Source organism: Paracoccus sp. MC1854 (assembly GCF_014164635.1).
Taxonomy (GTDB): Bacteria; Pseudomonadota; Alphaproteobacteria; order Rhodobacterales; family Rhodobacteraceae; genus Paracoccus.
The window spans coordinates 51,796-64,779 of sequence record NZ_JACJFU010000014.1; the positions used below are offsets into that span (position 1 = coordinate 51,796).

Here is a 12,984-nt window from a genome sequence, read left to right on the forward strand (position 1 = left end):
GAAGCGACGGCCCTTCGGCCCTTGACCCCCGAGGTTTTTTGCGATGTCCGACGCCCCCCCGGTCCTGCGCCATCCCGAAAAGGCACATCGCCCTGATCAGGACCAGCCCAAGAAGCCCTCGTGGATTCGGGTCAAGGCTCCGGTCAGCCAAGGCTACAAGGACACCCGCGACATCCTGCGGACGAATCGCCTCTCCACTGTCTGCGAGGAAGCCGGCTGCCCCAATGTCGGCGAATGCTGGAGCCAGGGCCACGCCACCATGATGATCATGGGCGAGATCTGCACCCGCGGCTGTTCCTTCTGCAACGTGACCACCGGCAAGCCCGACGCGCTTGACGTATTCGAGCCGGGCCGGGTGGCCCATGCGGTCGCGACCCTTGGGCTGAGCCATGTGGTCATCACCAGCGTGGACCGCGACGACCTGGACGACGGCGGCGCGGATCACTTCGCCCAGACGATCCGGGCGATCCGCCACCGCTCGCCGGGGTCCACCATCGAGGTGCTGACGCCTGACTTCCTGAAGGCCAGGCCGGGGGCGCTGGAAACCGTGGTCGCGGCACGGCCCGATGTCTTCAACCACAACCTCGAAACCGTGCCTGGGCTGTATCCAACCGTGCGGCCGGGCGCGCGCTATTTCGCCTCGCTGCGGCTCTTGCAGCGGGTCAAGGAACTTGATCCCGCGATGTTCACCAAGTCGGGGATCATGGTGGGCTTGGGCGAGGACCGGCAGGGCGTGCTGCAGGTCATGGACGATATGCGGGCGGCCGACATCGACTTCATCACCATCGGCCAATACCTGCAGCCGACACCCAAGCATCACCGCGTCGACCGCTTCGTCACGCCCGAGGAATTTGCGGGCTACGAAAAGGCCGCCTGGGGCAAGGGCTTCCTGATGGTCGCGGCCAAGCCCCTGACGCGGTCCTCTTATCACGCGGGGGACGACTTCGCTCGCCTGCGGGCAGCGCGGCAGGCGAAGCTGGCGGGTGCCTGAGCCGCTTGCGCCGGCGCCTTTGCCGGTTTATCGCTGGCCTGCGTGCCCGAGTGGCGGAATGGTAGACGCAGCGGATTCAAAATCCGCCATCCGCAAGGATATGTCGGTTCGAGTCCGACCTCGGGCACCATCCATCCTGATCAGATGACCATGCCGTCGCAGGAGGACAGTTAACATTTTTTAAATCGTCTGACTTCTTCCGTCGTGCGTTGAGGCGCGAGGCCGCCGGTTCATCAGCCGCGCCTCTGTCCTGCCACAAAGAGGAATCGACAGATGTTTCTTCGCGTCGACAAGTTGCAAGTCGAGTTGCCTGCGCCTGCCCGCCAGGATCCCAACGCCGCTGCTGCCCTGCAGGAACTGCTGGGCGGCAAATACGGCGAGATGTCCACCCTGGGCAACTATCTGTTCCAGAGCTTCAACTTCCGGTCCAAGAACAAGCTGCGGCCGTTCTACGAACTGGTCGCCGCGATCACGGCCGAGGAACTGGGCCATGTCGAACTGGTCTCGAACGGAGTGGCGATGCTGGCCAACGGCCCCGACAAGCCGGGCGGGGACGAAGGCGACGGCGGCGACATCTCGAACGCGCCGTTCGAAGCGATGAAGGACATCCGCTCGGCTGCGTCCTTCTTCAGCCATGCGGGCGGGGCGGTTCCGGTCAACTCGAACTCGATGTCCTGGAACGCGGACATGGTGACAACGACCGGCAACGTCATCGTGGATCTGCTGCACAACTTCCACCTGGAATGCGGCGCGCGGCTGCACAAGCTGCGGGTCTATGAGTCGCTGACCGATGCGAACATCACCGGGCGCGAGGTTTGCGGCTATCTGCTGGTGCGCGGCGGGGTCCATGCCCATGCCTATGGCCTGGCGCTGAAGCGGCTGACGGGCGTGGACATCCACAAGATGTTGCCGACGCCGAACATCCCGACCGACAAGGTGCCGGAGGCCCGCAAATACCTGCAGGCCGGTGCGCATCGGCGGCTTTATACCTTCTCGCCAGGCGACTACGCCGCAATTGCCGGCGTCTGGAACGGCGAGGCGCTGCCCGACGATCCGCCCGGCCCGCTGGAGGTGATCGAGGGGATGCCCGAGGGCGGCAAGATCCACCAGTTGACGGGCGTGCCCTCGGCCTTCACCCCGGACTATGCGCCCGAGGAGATGTTCGAGATCGCCGAGAAGCTGACCAAGGCGGCCATGCAGGGCGGCGGATCGCTGTAAGGCAGAAGATGGCCGGCTCACGTCGCCGGCCACCTTTCCCCGGATCAGCCCGCCCTAGCGGCTTTCGCGGCCTTGCGGCGGGTGACGCGGGCGCGGATCGATTCTACATCCGTGATCGGGGTCGCTGCGAAAAGCTGGCGCGTATAAGGGTGCTTGGGGTCGGAAAAGACTTCTTCCCGTGTGCCCTGTTCGACCGCCACACCCTCGCTGATGACCATCACGTCGTCGGCGATATAGCGCACCACCGACAGGTCGTGGCTGACGAAGACATAGGTCAGCTGGAACTCGTCCTGCAGGTCGGCCAGCAGGTTCAGCACCTGCGCCTGCACCGACAGGTCAAGCGCCGACACCGGCTCGTCCAGCACCAGCAGCGAGGGATTCAGCATCAACGCCCGCGCGATGGCGATCCGCTGGCGCTGGCCGCCCGAGAACATGTGCGGATAGCGGTTGAAGTGTTCCGGCCCGAGGCCGACCTTGACCAGCATCGCCTCGGCCCGATCGCGGCGCTCGGCGGCGGGGGTGTCGGTGTTGATGACCAGCGGCTCCATCAGCACGTTGCCGATCTTCTGGCGCGGGTTGAGGCTGCCATAGGGGTTCTGGAACACCATCTGCACCTTGGACCGCATCGCCGGGCCGGGCCGGGACTTCGAGATGTCCACGCGGTTGCCCTCGATCAGCAACTCGCCGCCCGAGGGCGGGTCGATCAGGGCGATGATGCGCGCGAGGGTGGACTTGCCGGACCCGGATTCACCCACGATGGCCAGCGTCTTGCCCTTTTCCACGGTGAAATCGACGCCCTTGAGCGCCCGCACCGTCTTGGCCCCGCCGAAGAACCCGCCGGAAACGTGATAGTCCTGAACGAGCTTGCGGCCTTCCAGCACCACCGCGCTCATCGGGCGGCCTCGGCGGTAAAGTAGTCCGACACGGTCGGCAGGCGGTCGCCGGTCGCGTTCTCGGGCAGGGCGGACAGCAGCGCGCGGGTATAGGGGTTCTGCGGGGATTCGAAGATCGACAGCACGTCGGCGTCCTCCATCTTCCGGCCCTTGTATTGCACGACAACGCGGTCGGCGGTTTCCGCCACCACGCCCATGTCATGGGTGATGAGGATCAGCGCCATGCCGTAATCTTCCTGCAGATCCATCAGCAGGTCGAGGATCTGCTTCTGGATCGTCACGTCCAGCGCGGTCGTCGGCTCGTCCGCAATCAGCAGGCGGGGCTTCGACGCAATGGCGATGGCGATCATCACCCGCTGGCACTGGCCGCCGGAAAGCTGGTGCGGATAGGACTTCAGCTTCTCCTCGGGCGAGGGGATGCCGACCGAACGGAACAGTTCCAGCGCGCGGGTGCGGGACTGCCGGCGGCTCATGCCGAGATTCAGGCGCAGCACCTCCTCGATCTGGAAGCCGACGGTGAAGGCGGGGTTCAGCGAGGCAACGGGTTCCTGGAAGATCATGGTGATCTCGCGCCCGATCAGGCGGCGACGCTCGGCGGCGGGCATCGCCAGCAGGTCGCGGCCGTCATAGGTCATCTCGTCGGCGGTCACGGTGGCGGTATCGGGCAGAAGCCCCATCACCGCCAGCATCGACACCGACTTGCCGGACCCGGATTCGCCCACGATGGCCAGAACCTCGCCCCGGTCCACGCTGATGTCCACGCCATCGACGGCGGTGAAGCTGCCGGTGGCGGTGGCGAAGCGGACGGTCAGGTTGCGGATGTTCAGAACGGGCATCGCGTCAGCTCCGCTTCATCTTGGGGTCGAGCGCGTCGCGCAGCCCGTCGCCCATCAGGTTGATCGCCAGCACCGAGACGAGGATCGCGAGGCCGGGGAAGGTGGCGACCCACCAGGCGCGGGAAATGAACTCGCGCGCCTCGGCCAGCATGGTGCCCCATTCCGGCGCGGGCGGCTGCGCGCCCATGCCGAGGAAACCAAGCGCGGCCGCATCCAGCACGGCGGAGGAGAAGGAGAGCGTCGCCTGCACGATCAGGGGGGCCACGCAGTTCGGCAGGATCGTCAGGAACATCAGCCGCAGGTTGCCCGCGCCCGCGACACGCGCGGCGCTGACATATTCGCGCCGCTGTTCGGCCATGACCGCCGCGCGTGTCAGCCGGGCAAAATGCGGCTGATAGACGATGGCGATGGCGATCATCGCATTGGTCAGTCCGGGGCCCAGGATCGCCACCAGCACCAGCGCCAGCAGCAGCGAAGGGAAGGCCAGGATCACGTCCATGATCCGCATGACCAGCGCGTCGATCCAGCCGCCGAAGAAGCCTGCGACCAGACCGATGATGACACCGCCCACCAGCGCGATCGAGACGACCACGATGCCGATGAACAGCGAATATTGCGAACCCTTGATCAGCCGCGAGAAGATATCCCGGCCCACCGGGTCGGTGCCCAGCAGGAACTCGGAGCGCCCGCCTTCCAGCCAGGAGGGGGGCAGCAGCAGGGCGTCGCGATACTGCAGCGTCGGGTTATGGGGGGCGAGCCAGTCGGCGAAGATCGCCGTCAGAACCATCAGCACGAAGATCGCGAGGCCGACGACCGCGCCCTTGTTGCGGCTGAAGTAGAACCAGAACTCGCCCAGTTGACGCCGGCGGATGGCGGCGTCCGAAAGCTTGACGGATGCATCGCTCATCTGTGGCGGATCCTCGGGTTGATGAGGCCGTAGGTGAGATCGACCAGCAGGTTCACGACCATCACCACGCCCGCGATCAGCAGCAGGCCGGACTGCACGGCAGGGTAATCGCGGCGCGAGATGGAATCGATCATCCACTTGCCGATGCCCGGCCAGGAAAAGATCGTCTCGGTCAGGATCGCGCCCGCCAGCAGCACGCCGATCTGCAGCCCGATGGTAGTCACGACCGGGATCAGGGCGTTCCGCAGCGCATGGACGCCGATCACCCGGCGGCGGGGCATCCCCTTGGCGCGGGCGGTGCGGACGTAATCCTCGGACATGACCTCGAGCATGGCCGACCGGGTCTGGCGCGCGATCACCGCCAGCGGGATCGTGGCCAGCACGACCGAGGGCAGGATCAGGTGCTGCGCCGCCGAGGCGAAGGCCCCGTCCTGGCCCGAGAGCAGGCTGTCGATCAGCATGAAGCCGGTGATGTTCGGAAAGAAATACATCAGCGAGATGCGCCCGGATACCGGCGTCCAGCCGAGATAGCCCGAGAAGAAGATGATGAGCAGCAGGCCCCACCAGAAGATCGGCATCGAAAAGCCGACCAGCGCCGCAGTCATGGAAAACTGGTCGAACCAGCTTCCGCGCTTGATCGCGGCGATCACGCCGATGGGCACGCCCAGCACGACGGCAATGAAGATGGCGACCATGCCAAGCTCGACCGTCGCGGGGAACAGCGACAGGAACTCGGTGAACACCGGCTTCTTCGTGACCAGCGAGGTACCGAAGTCACCCTGCAGCAACCGGCCGAGAAAGTCGAAATACTGCATGACCAGCGGCTTGTCGTAACCCAGCTGCGCGGTGAGTTCGGCGTGCCGCTCGGGACTGACGCCCCGCTCTCCCGCCATCAGCAGCACCGGGTCGCCCGCAAGGAAGCGCGGGAAACTGAAGGCGATGATGGTGATGCCGATGAAGGTCGGGACGAGATAGAGCAGCCGTGAGAGGATGAAACGGATCATTCGCCTCTTTCCTGTGGGATGCGCGGGAATCAGGTCCCGCGCATCCGGTTGGCATCCGGGAAGCCCGGATTATTCCGTGATGTCCACGGTCTCGAAGGTGAAGTCGCCCAGCGGGCTCATGACGAAGCCGGTCACGTTCTGGCGCATCGGCACATATTGCGTCGAATGGGCGATGGTGAACCAGGGCGCCTGATCCTTGAAGATCACCTGCGCCTCTTCGTAAAGCCGCGTGCGCTCCGCCTGATCCGAGGTGACTTTCGCCTGCTGCAGCAGGTTCGAGAATTCCTCGTTGCACCAGAAGGCGCGGTTCGCCCCGCCTTCGCTGGCCGACGAGCAGCCGAGCAGGACCGACAGGAAGTTGTCCGGGTCGCCGTTGTCGCCGGTCCAGCCGAGGATGACCGCGCCCGAGCGGCCGGGGTCCATCGACTTGGACAGGTATTCGCCCCATTCATAGGACACGATGCTGGCCTGCACGCCGGCTTTCGACAGGTCTTCCTGCATCAGCTCGGCGGTGCGGCGCGCGTTCGGCATGTAGGGCCGCTGCACGGGCATCGCCCAGATTTCCATGCTGAGGCCGCTGACGCCTTCCTCGGCCAGCATGGCCTTGGCGGCTTCCGGGTCGTAGGGGTCGTCCTGGATCGCGTCGTTATAGGACCACATGGTCGGCGGGATCGGGTTCTTGGCCGGCTCGGCCGCGCCCTGGAACACCGCGTCCACGATGGCCTGCTTGTTGATCGACATGTTCAGCGCCTTGCGGACCTTCGGATTGTCGAAGGGCGCAACAGTCGTGTTATAGGCGAGATAGCCCACGTTCAGGCCGGCCTGCTCGTCCAGCTTGAGGTTCGAATCGGCCCGGATCTGCTCGATGTCGGCGGGGGCGGGAAAGGGCATCAGGTGGCATTCGCCGGCCTTCAGCTTCTGCAGGCGCACGGCGGCATCCGGGGTGATGGCGAAGACCAGATCGTCGATCAGCGGTGCCGCGCCCCAGTAGTCGGCGTTCTTCTGGAAGCGGATCACAGCGTCCTTCTGATAGGCCACGAAGCGGAACGGCCCGGTGCCGATGGGCGCGTTGTTCATGTCCTCCTTGGTGCCCGCGGCTTCCAGCGCGTCGGCGTATTCCTTGGACAGAATCGACATGAAGGGCATGGCGAGGTTCGCGAGGAACGGCGCCTCGGGCTGGGAGAGCGTGACCTTGACGGTGTGGTCGTCCACCTTCTCGACAGACTGCACCAGATTCGGCATGTCCATCGAGTTGTAATACTCGTAGCTCAGCCCCGGAATATATTGGTTCCACGGGTGAGCGGGGTCGGCCTGACGCTCGAACGAGAAGACCACGTCATCGGCGTTCATGTCGCGGGTGGGGGTGAAGCGGTCACTGGAATGCCACTTGACGCCTTGGCGCAGCTTGAAGGTGTATTCGGTGCCGTCCTCGGACACCTCCCAGCTTTCGGCAAGGCCCGGCTCGACCTCGGTGGTGCCCTTCGTGAACTCGGTCAGACGGTTGTAGACCGGGTGGGCCGAGGCGTCGAAGGTGCTGCCGGCGGTGTAGGGGGCCGGGTCGAACCCCTCGGGCGAGGCTTCCGAGCAGTAGATGAAGGTCTTGGCCATGACCGGGGTCGCGGCGGCCGAAAGGGCCAGCGCCGACGCGGCGATCAGCCCGCGGGAGAGAAGCTTCATTCCAGGGTCCTTTCACTCACTGTTGAGGTCGTTTTTGTCCGTCTGCAAGGCATGTGACGGATTCTGTTCCCGTTCTATAGATGAAGTGGCGGCAGATGTTCCACTGCCGTGTTGCAGAACCGTTGCGTCAAGCGTCCGGCACCTTGAAGGGCGCGTCGATGGCGATAGCAGGCGGGCAGAACCAGCGCGCACCCGAATCAGTCATGTAGACGATGTCCTCAAGCCGGATGCCGCATTCGCCGTAAAGGCAGAGCATCGGCTCGATGGAAAAGCACATCCCGGCGGCCAGCGGCGTGCGGTTGCCCTTCACGATGAAGGGTTCCTCGTGGATATCCAGCCCCAGACCGTGCCCGGTCCGGTGCGGCAGGCCGGGCACCGCATAGCCGGGGCCGAAGCCTGCCGCCGTCAGCAGGTCACGGGCTGCATGATCCACCGCCTCGACCGGGGCACCGATCCGTGCGGCCGCAAAACCCGCCGCATGGGCCGCGCGTTCGTGTTCCCACAGCGCACGCTGCCGGGGCGTGGGCGTGCCGAAGACATAGCTGCGGGTGATGTCGGAATGATAGCCGTGCAGGGTCGCGCCCAGATCGACCAGCACCATGTCGCCCCCGGCAAGCTGCTGGGGATAGGGCACGCCATGGGGATAGGCCGTCGCCTCGCCGAACTGCACGGCCGAGAACAGCGGCGCCATGCCCAGCGCATGATGGGCCGCGTCGATGAAGGCGCAGACCTCGGTGGTGGAAACGCCCGGCCGCAGCCCCTGCCAGACCGCCCGCTGCACCTGCCAGCTTGCGGTCATGGCCGTCTGGATGATGGCGATTTCCGCCGCCGACTTGATCTGCCGCAGGCCCGAGATCATGGGCTTTGCCGGCACCGTGCGCCCCTCCATCGCGGCGGTGATGGGGGCGGCGAACAGCCAAGGGGTCGTCTCGTCCAGGGCCAGCGTCGCGCCCGGTCCGCAGCGGCGCGCGACCTCGGCGGCGATCAGGGCATAGGGGTCCTCGTCCTCCTCCCAGGTCGAGATGTCACCGGGCCTGCGCAGGATGCTGCGCAGCTTCGGCTCCTCGAAGGTGGGGCTGACGTGCAGCGGCTCGCCTTGGGCGAAGATCAGCGCGCCGTGGATGCGCTCGGACCGGCCCAATGCGTGGCCCAGAAAATAGACCAGCGAGGTCGAAGCGTCGAGCCAGACCGCCCCGATGCCGTTCCCGCGCATCGCCGCCTGCAGCCCCGCCAGCCGGGCGTCATGTTCCGCGCCGGTGATGGCGGGGGCGGCGACAGGCTGAAAGCGCCCGAGCGCCTGGTCGAAGTCGGTAGGGTCGGACATGTCGCACCTTTCAGCATGGGAACGGCCCCAATGCCCGCGACCTGCATCGAGTCGCAAGGCTACCGCCCCGGAATCCGCCGGAACAGCCTGTTTTCGGGTTCACGATGAGGTCCACCTGCCGGCTATCCCGGCAGGACCAGCCCGGCCCTCAGCCCCCCATGCATCCCCTGTCCCAGCGTCAGCCGTCCCCCGTAAAGGGCGGCGAGATCGGCGACGATGGCAAGCCCCAGGCCAGCGCCGGGCGGCCCCATTTCGTCCAGCCGGCCCCCGCGGCTGAGCGCAATCGCATGGTCGACGTCCCTTATGCCGGGACCATCGTCCTCGATCCCGATCTTCAGCATCCCTTCGATCCGGTCAACCGAGACGGTGACGCGGGTGGCGGCGTATTTGACCGCATTCTCAAGAAGGTTGCCCAGCATTTCCTCGAGGTCATGCCGCTCGCCCGCGAAATGCGCCGAAGGTTCGCCCGTCACCTCGATCGACAGCCCGCCTGTCGCCGCCGTCCGGCGCAGGACCAGCAGCAGGTCGTCCATGACCGGCGCGACGGGCGTGCGGTGCCCCAGCAGGCGGGGGGTGCCGGCAGTGCGGGCGCGGCGCAACTGCCAGGTGATCTGGCGATCCATGCGGTCCACCAGCGCCCGCCCCGGATGATCGTCCGGCAGGATGTTGGCCAGCGCGGATAGGGGGGTCCGCAGCGAATGGGCAAGGTTTCCCAGATGCTCGCGCGCCCGCCCGATCACCGAGCGGTTGGCGTCCAGAAGCGCATTGATCTCGACCGCGACGGGCCGCAGTTCGGCGACCGGGGGCAGGGGGACCCTTTCGGCGCGGCCGGCCCGGATGGCGCGGATGTCGCGGCCAAGCGCGTCGAGCGTGCGAAGCCCCCAGCCGACCTGCAGGACGCTGGCCATCGCCAGCCCGGCGCCCAGCACGATCAGCGACAGGGCAAGCGGCTGGCGGACGCGCGAAAGCGCGGCATCGATTTCGGCCTGCGGCACGGTCACGACCACGGCAAGCGGCTGGTCGCCGCCGGGCAGGGTGAAGGGGCGCCGCATCACCCGCAGCGCTTCGCCGTCCGGACCGACGCCGGGGGAACCGGCGTAGCTGCCCGCCGGCGCCGCAAGCCGCAGGTCCAGCAATGACGGTGAGCGCGCGATGCCGGCGCCGTCATCGGCTTCAAGCTGCCAGGCATGGCCGGACAGCGGCATGGACAGGCGCGGGTCGGTGGGCGGGCGCGCAAGGGCAGGGGTGCCGTCCGCGGCGATCTCGACCCCGGCGATGACGGTCTCGACGATGGCGGCGGCCTCGGCATCGAAGCGTTCGGTCACGAAGCGGTCGAGCACTCCGCCGATGACCCACCAGGCCGCCAGCAATGTCAGGGTCAGCCACAAGGCCGCCGCCGCAAGCAGCCTCGCGCGGATCGAATCGAGCCGCGAGCGGATCATGGCCTTCGCCGCAGGACATAGCCTTCGCCGCGCCGCGTCTCGATCAGCCCGTCGCCGATCTTGCGGCGCAGACGGCCGATCACCACCTCGATCGACTTGAAGTCGCGGTCGCTGTCCGCGTCGTAAAGATGCTCGCTCAGTTCAGTGCGGCTGATCACCCGGTCGGGATGGTGCATGAGATAGCCGAGGATGCGCGTCTCGAAGGGGGTCAGCCTCAGAGTCACGCCCTCGCGGGTGATGAGGCCAAGCTGGGTGTCATAGGCGAGGGGACCGGCCTGCAGGACCACCTGCGCGTGACCGGCGGCGCGGCGCACCAGCGTCTGCGCACGCAGCACGACCTCGTCCAGGCGGAAGGGCTTGACGGCGTAATCGTCGGCGCCGGCGCGAAAGCCCGCCACCTTGTCGGACCAGTCGCCGCGTGCGGTCAGGATCAGCACCGGCATGGTCACGCCCTGTGCGCGCCAGCGGGTCAGCACCTCGATCCCCGACATGCCCGGCAGGCCGAGATCCAGCACGGCCACGTCATAGGCATCGGTCGCGCCCGCTAACTCGGCCTTTCCGCCGTCGTGGAAAACCTCGGCGACAAAGCCGCCGTCGCTCATGGCGGCCGCGAGCTGGGCGGCAAGCGTGGGGTCGTCTTCGGCAATCAGGCAGCGCATGGTCAGTCGTTCCTCGGGGTTCGCCGCGCATCGGTGATGCCTTCGCCGCGCAGTTCCAGAAACTGCCCGGTCAGGGCGTCCATGCGAATGTCCAGCACGTCGCGGTCATCGGTCAGGATGCGGATGTGGTAAATCAGCGGGTGCCTGCCCACATCGGCGCGCGGGGCGGGCATCAGGGCGATGTCCAGCACCTTGCCGTCAAAGCGGCGCATGACAAGTCGGACGGCCTTGTGCATGGGCATGACCTCATCGACCCGGCCGCGGAAAAGCTGGTCGTCCCACGGACCGGGTTCCTGCGGCCGGGGAATCGCCACCATGCCGGCCGGTGGCCGGGGCAGGTCGTGGCGGTCCTGCCGGTCGCGGGTGACAACCAGCAGGGCCAGCCCGACCAGAACAGCGGCGATGAGCAAGCTGAGGCGCATTCCCCGGCCTACAGGAAGAAAGTCAAACAAAGTCCAAACGGGCCATTGGCCTTCGGTTCGGGTGGTGCCGACTAGAGATGATTCGGTCGCCGGCGATTTGAGCCCGTCGATGAACACGAACAAAAGGATTTTCTCATGCTTCGCATCCTTCGCAACTCTGCGGCCGCACTAGCAGCCGTCTCGGCCCTTGCCGCGCCTCTGGCGGCGCAGACAACTGCCACGCCGCCTGCAGCACCGGCAGAAACTGCGCCCGCGACAACGCTGCCGCCATCCCTGACCGAGTTGGGCATCACCGATGCCCGCATCATCGAAGGCCGCCGCGGGGGGCAGCGTGTCGAAGGGACACTGCCGGGGGGCGCTGCGTTCCGGGCCATGCTGGACGACCAGGGCCAGCTTCGTATGATGGGGACCCAAGACGACGCGGCGCTGCCCACCGACATCGTTTCCCGGCTTGTGCCCGAAGCCGTGCGGTCGAATGCCGTTTTCTCGGAATTCGCGCGGGTCGAAGGCATTGGACGGGGCGATGACGCCGTGATGGTTTCCGGCGCCGACGCGCAGGGAGAGAGCATCCGCGCAGGCTTCTCGACCGACGGCACGCTGCAGCGTTTCGGCCGCGGCGACATGGACCGGCCGCGGATGGATCGCGGCAGTGACCGGGACAAGCACCATGGCAAGCGCGAGGGCCGGGGCGAGCGCTCACGGGATGATGACGGTCGCGACCGCGGTGGCGACAGGGCTGGGCAGCCTCTTGATGACACCGCGGTTCAAGGCGTGCTGCGGGATGGCGGCTACACCCAGCCGGGGGCCATCAGCCGCGACGATGGCCGTGTCGAGGTCGAGGCCGTCAACCCTGAGGGAGAGCCGGTCACTGTCACGATCAATTCCCGGGGCGTGGTCGTGCGCGAGCTTGCGCGCTGATCCTGTGGAACCGAGCGGCCGCGCGACAAGCGCGGCCCTCAGCCGCGCAGCAGAGGCGCCAGATGGGAAAGATCATAGCCCGCCTGCTGTGCGGCCTCGATGATCTCGCCGACCGGCTTCTTTCCCGCTTGCCCCAGCGCCCAAGCCGTGATCGAGCGTGTCCCCGAACGACAATAGGCCAGCACCGGCCCCGGCGCATTGTCGAGGATCTCGCTGAACTTCTCGATCTGCTCGGGACCAAGCTGGCCCGGCACGATTGGCAGGTAGTGATAATCGAGACCTGCTTGCGCTGCATGGCCGGCCATGGCGGCACTGCGATGAGGGGGATCGACCTCTGCATCGGGGCGGTTGGCAATCACTGTCGTGAATCCAGCCTGTGCAAGCGCCGAAAGATCCTCGGGGTCGATCTGCGGAGTGACCGCAAAGCATTCATTGATTTGGCGGGGAGGCATGAGGATTCCTTGCGTGACAGCAGGCTGGCATGGTGTCGCGGTGCGCGAAAGTGTCAAGGGAAGGTGTCGACACAGAGAAATATTTTACATAATACAGATTATAAAACTTGACTGTATACGCGCAAAGCTAAAATGTCACCGCTGAGCAAAGCAGGAATGTCACTCTCCCCCGGTTGAAGCATGATCCTCGGGGGACGAACATGGGATGGCTGGTGATGAGCGAACGCGAGCTGAACCGGAT

At 66.3% G+C, this 12,984-nt stretch carries 13 protein-coding genes and 1 tRNA gene; 4 read left to right on the plus strand and 10 right to left on the minus strand.

Features of this window, described 5'->3' with window-relative positions:
• Positions 1 to 43: 43 nt before the first annotated feature.
• The 3 genes from lipA to H5395_RS11940 all read left to right on the plus strand — a co-directional run bounded on the left by lipA (position 44) and on the right by H5395_RS11940 (position 2,209).
• Positions 44 to 991 carry a lipoyl synthase gene (lipA, locus tag H5395_RS11930; protein WP_182792800.1) on the plus strand — a complete coding sequence of 316 codons (948 nt, stop codon included), beginning with the start codon at positions 44 to 46 and terminating at the stop codon, positions 989 to 991.
• Positions 992 to 1,035: 44 nt separating this feature from the next.
• Positions 1,036 to 1,121: transfer RNA gene (locus H5395_RS11935), tRNA-Leu, on the plus strand.
• Positions 1,122 to 1,264: 143 nt separating this feature from the next.
• Positions 1,265 to 2,209: a manganese catalase family protein gene (locus H5395_RS11940; protein WP_182792801.1), complete on the plus strand. Its 945-nt coding sequence runs from the start codon at positions 1,265 to 1,267 to the stop codon at positions 2,207 to 2,209.
• A 44-nt stretch (positions 2,210 to 2,253) separates the two neighbouring features.
• On the opposite strand, the gene H5395_RS11945 is transcribed toward H5395_RS11940, so the two are convergent.
• The 9 genes from H5395_RS11945 to H5395_RS11985 all read right to left on the minus strand — a co-directional run bounded on the left by H5395_RS11945 (position 2,254) and on the right by H5395_RS11985 (position 11,373).
• A complete protein-coding gene (locus tag H5395_RS11945) occupies positions 2,254 to 3,102 on the minus strand; it encodes an ATP-binding cassette domain-containing protein (protein ID WP_182792802.1) in 849 nt (282 codons plus the stop codon).
• Positions 3,099 to 3,938, minus strand: coding sequence for an ABC transporter ATP-binding protein (locus H5395_RS11950; protein WP_182792803.1), 840 nt, complete (start codon positions 3,936 to 3,938; stop codon positions 3,099 to 3,101). Before H5395_RS11950 ends, H5395_RS11945 begins: the two co-directional genes overlap by 4 nt.
• Positions 3,939 to 3,942: 4 nt before the next feature.
• Positions 3,943 to 4,845, minus strand: coding sequence for an ABC transporter permease subunit (locus tag H5395_RS11955; protein WP_182792804.1), 903 nt, complete (start codon positions 4,843 to 4,845; stop codon positions 3,943 to 3,945).
• Positions 4,842 to 5,849, minus strand: a complete 1,008-nt coding sequence (locus H5395_RS11960; RefSeq protein ID WP_182792805.1) for an ABC transporter permease subunit — start codon at positions 5,847 to 5,849, stop codon at positions 4,842 to 4,844. The genes H5395_RS11955 and H5395_RS11960 overlap by 4 nt, the downstream gene beginning before the upstream one ends.
• 69 nt (positions 5,850 to 5,918) lie before the next feature.
• Complete coding sequence (locus H5395_RS11965) at positions 5,919 to 7,526, minus strand: ABC transporter substrate-binding protein (RefSeq protein ID WP_182792806.1); 1,608 nt, start codon at positions 7,524 to 7,526, stop codon at positions 5,919 to 5,921.
• A 127-nt stretch (positions 7,527 to 7,653) separates the two neighbouring features.
• Positions 7,654 to 8,850 carry a Xaa-Pro peptidase family protein gene (locus tag H5395_RS11970; protein WP_182792807.1) on the minus strand — a complete coding sequence of 399 codons (1,197 nt, stop codon included), beginning with the start codon at positions 8,848 to 8,850 and terminating at the stop codon, positions 7,654 to 7,656.
• Positions 8,851 to 8,972: 122 nt separating this feature from the next.
• On the minus strand, positions 8,973 to 10,292 hold the full coding sequence (locus H5395_RS11975) for an ATP-binding protein (RefSeq protein WP_182792808.1): 1,320 nt from the start codon (positions 10,290 to 10,292) through the stop codon (positions 8,973 to 8,975).
• Positions 10,289 to 10,951, minus strand: coding sequence for a response regulator transcription factor (locus H5395_RS11980; protein WP_182792809.1), 663 nt, complete (start codon positions 10,949 to 10,951; stop codon positions 10,289 to 10,291). Before H5395_RS11980 ends, H5395_RS11975 begins: the two co-directional genes overlap by 4 nt.
• Before the next feature lie 2 nt (positions 10,952 to 10,953).
• Complete coding sequence (locus H5395_RS11985) at positions 10,954 to 11,373, minus strand: PepSY domain-containing protein (RefSeq protein WP_182792810.1); 420 nt, start codon at positions 11,371 to 11,373, stop codon at positions 10,954 to 10,956.
• Positions 11,374 to 11,508: 135 nt separating this feature from the next.
• On the opposite strand from H5395_RS11985, the gene H5395_RS11990 reads away from it, so the two are divergent.
• Complete coding sequence (locus H5395_RS11990) at positions 11,509 to 12,291, plus strand: hypothetical protein (RefSeq protein ID WP_182792811.1); 783 nt, start codon at positions 11,509 to 11,511, stop codon at positions 12,289 to 12,291.
• Between the two features lie 38 nt (positions 12,292 to 12,329).
• Here the strand turns inward: H5395_RS11990 and H5395_RS11995 are convergent, their stop codons facing one another.
• Positions 12,330 to 12,743, minus strand: a complete 414-nt coding sequence (locus H5395_RS11995) for a TIGR01244 family sulfur transferase (protein ID WP_182792812.1) — start codon at positions 12,741 to 12,743, stop codon at positions 12,330 to 12,332.
• Between the last annotated feature and the right edge of the window lie 241 nt (positions 12,744 to 12,984).

What these genes read in the sequence shown, in the direction of transcription:
- H5395_RS11980 (WP_182792809.1), bottom strand. Translation starts at nt 10,951, where the DNA reads ATGCGCTGCCTGATTGCCGAAGACGACCCCACGCTTGCCGCCCAGCTC.
- lipA (WP_182792800.1), top strand. Translation starts at nt 44, where the DNA reads ATGTCCGACGCCCCCCCGGTCCTGCGCCATCCCGAAAAGGCACATCGC.
- H5395_RS11995 (WP_182792812.1), bottom strand. Translation starts at nt 12,743, where the DNA reads ATGCCTCCCCGCCAAATCAATGAATGCTTTGCGGTCACTCCGCAGATC.
- H5395_RS11970 (WP_182792807.1), bottom strand. Translation starts at nt 8,850, where the DNA reads ATGTCCGACCCTACCGACTTCGACCAGGCGCTCGGGCGCTTTCAGCCT.
- H5395_RS11945 (WP_182792802.1), bottom strand. Translation starts at nt 3,102, where the DNA reads ATGAGCGCGGTGGTGCTGGAAGGCCGCAAGCTCGTTCAGGACTATCAC.
- H5395_RS11955 (WP_182792804.1), bottom strand. Translation starts at nt 4,845, where the DNA reads ATGAGCGATGCATCCGTCAAGCTTTCGGACGCCGCCATCCGCCGGCGT.
- H5395_RS11990 (WP_182792811.1), top strand. Translation starts at nt 11,509, where the DNA reads ATGCTTCGCATCCTTCGCAACTCTGCGGCCGCACTAGCAGCCGTCTCG.
- H5395_RS11985 (WP_182792810.1), bottom strand. Translation starts at nt 11,373, where the DNA reads ATGCGCCTCAGCTTGCTCATCGCCGCTGTTCTGGTCGGGCTGGCCCTG.
- H5395_RS11960 (WP_182792805.1), bottom strand. Translation starts at nt 5,849, where the DNA reads ATGATCCGTTTCATCCTCTCACGGCTGCTCTATCTCGTCCCGACCTTC.
- H5395_RS11950 (WP_182792803.1), bottom strand. Translation starts at nt 3,938, where the DNA reads ATGCCCGTTCTGAACATCCGCAACCTGACCGTCCGCTTCGCCACCGCC.
- H5395_RS11940 (WP_182792801.1), top strand. Translation starts at nt 1,265, where the DNA reads ATGTTTCTTCGCGTCGACAAGTTGCAAGTCGAGTTGCCTGCGCCTGCC.
- H5395_RS11975 (WP_182792808.1), bottom strand. Translation starts at nt 10,292, where the DNA reads ATGATCCGCTCGCGGCTCGATTCGATCCGCGCGAGGCTGCTTGCGGCG.
- H5395_RS11965 (WP_182792806.1), bottom strand. Translation starts at nt 7,526, where the DNA reads ATGAAGCTTCTCTCCCGCGGGCTGATCGCCGCGTCGGCGCTGGCCCTT.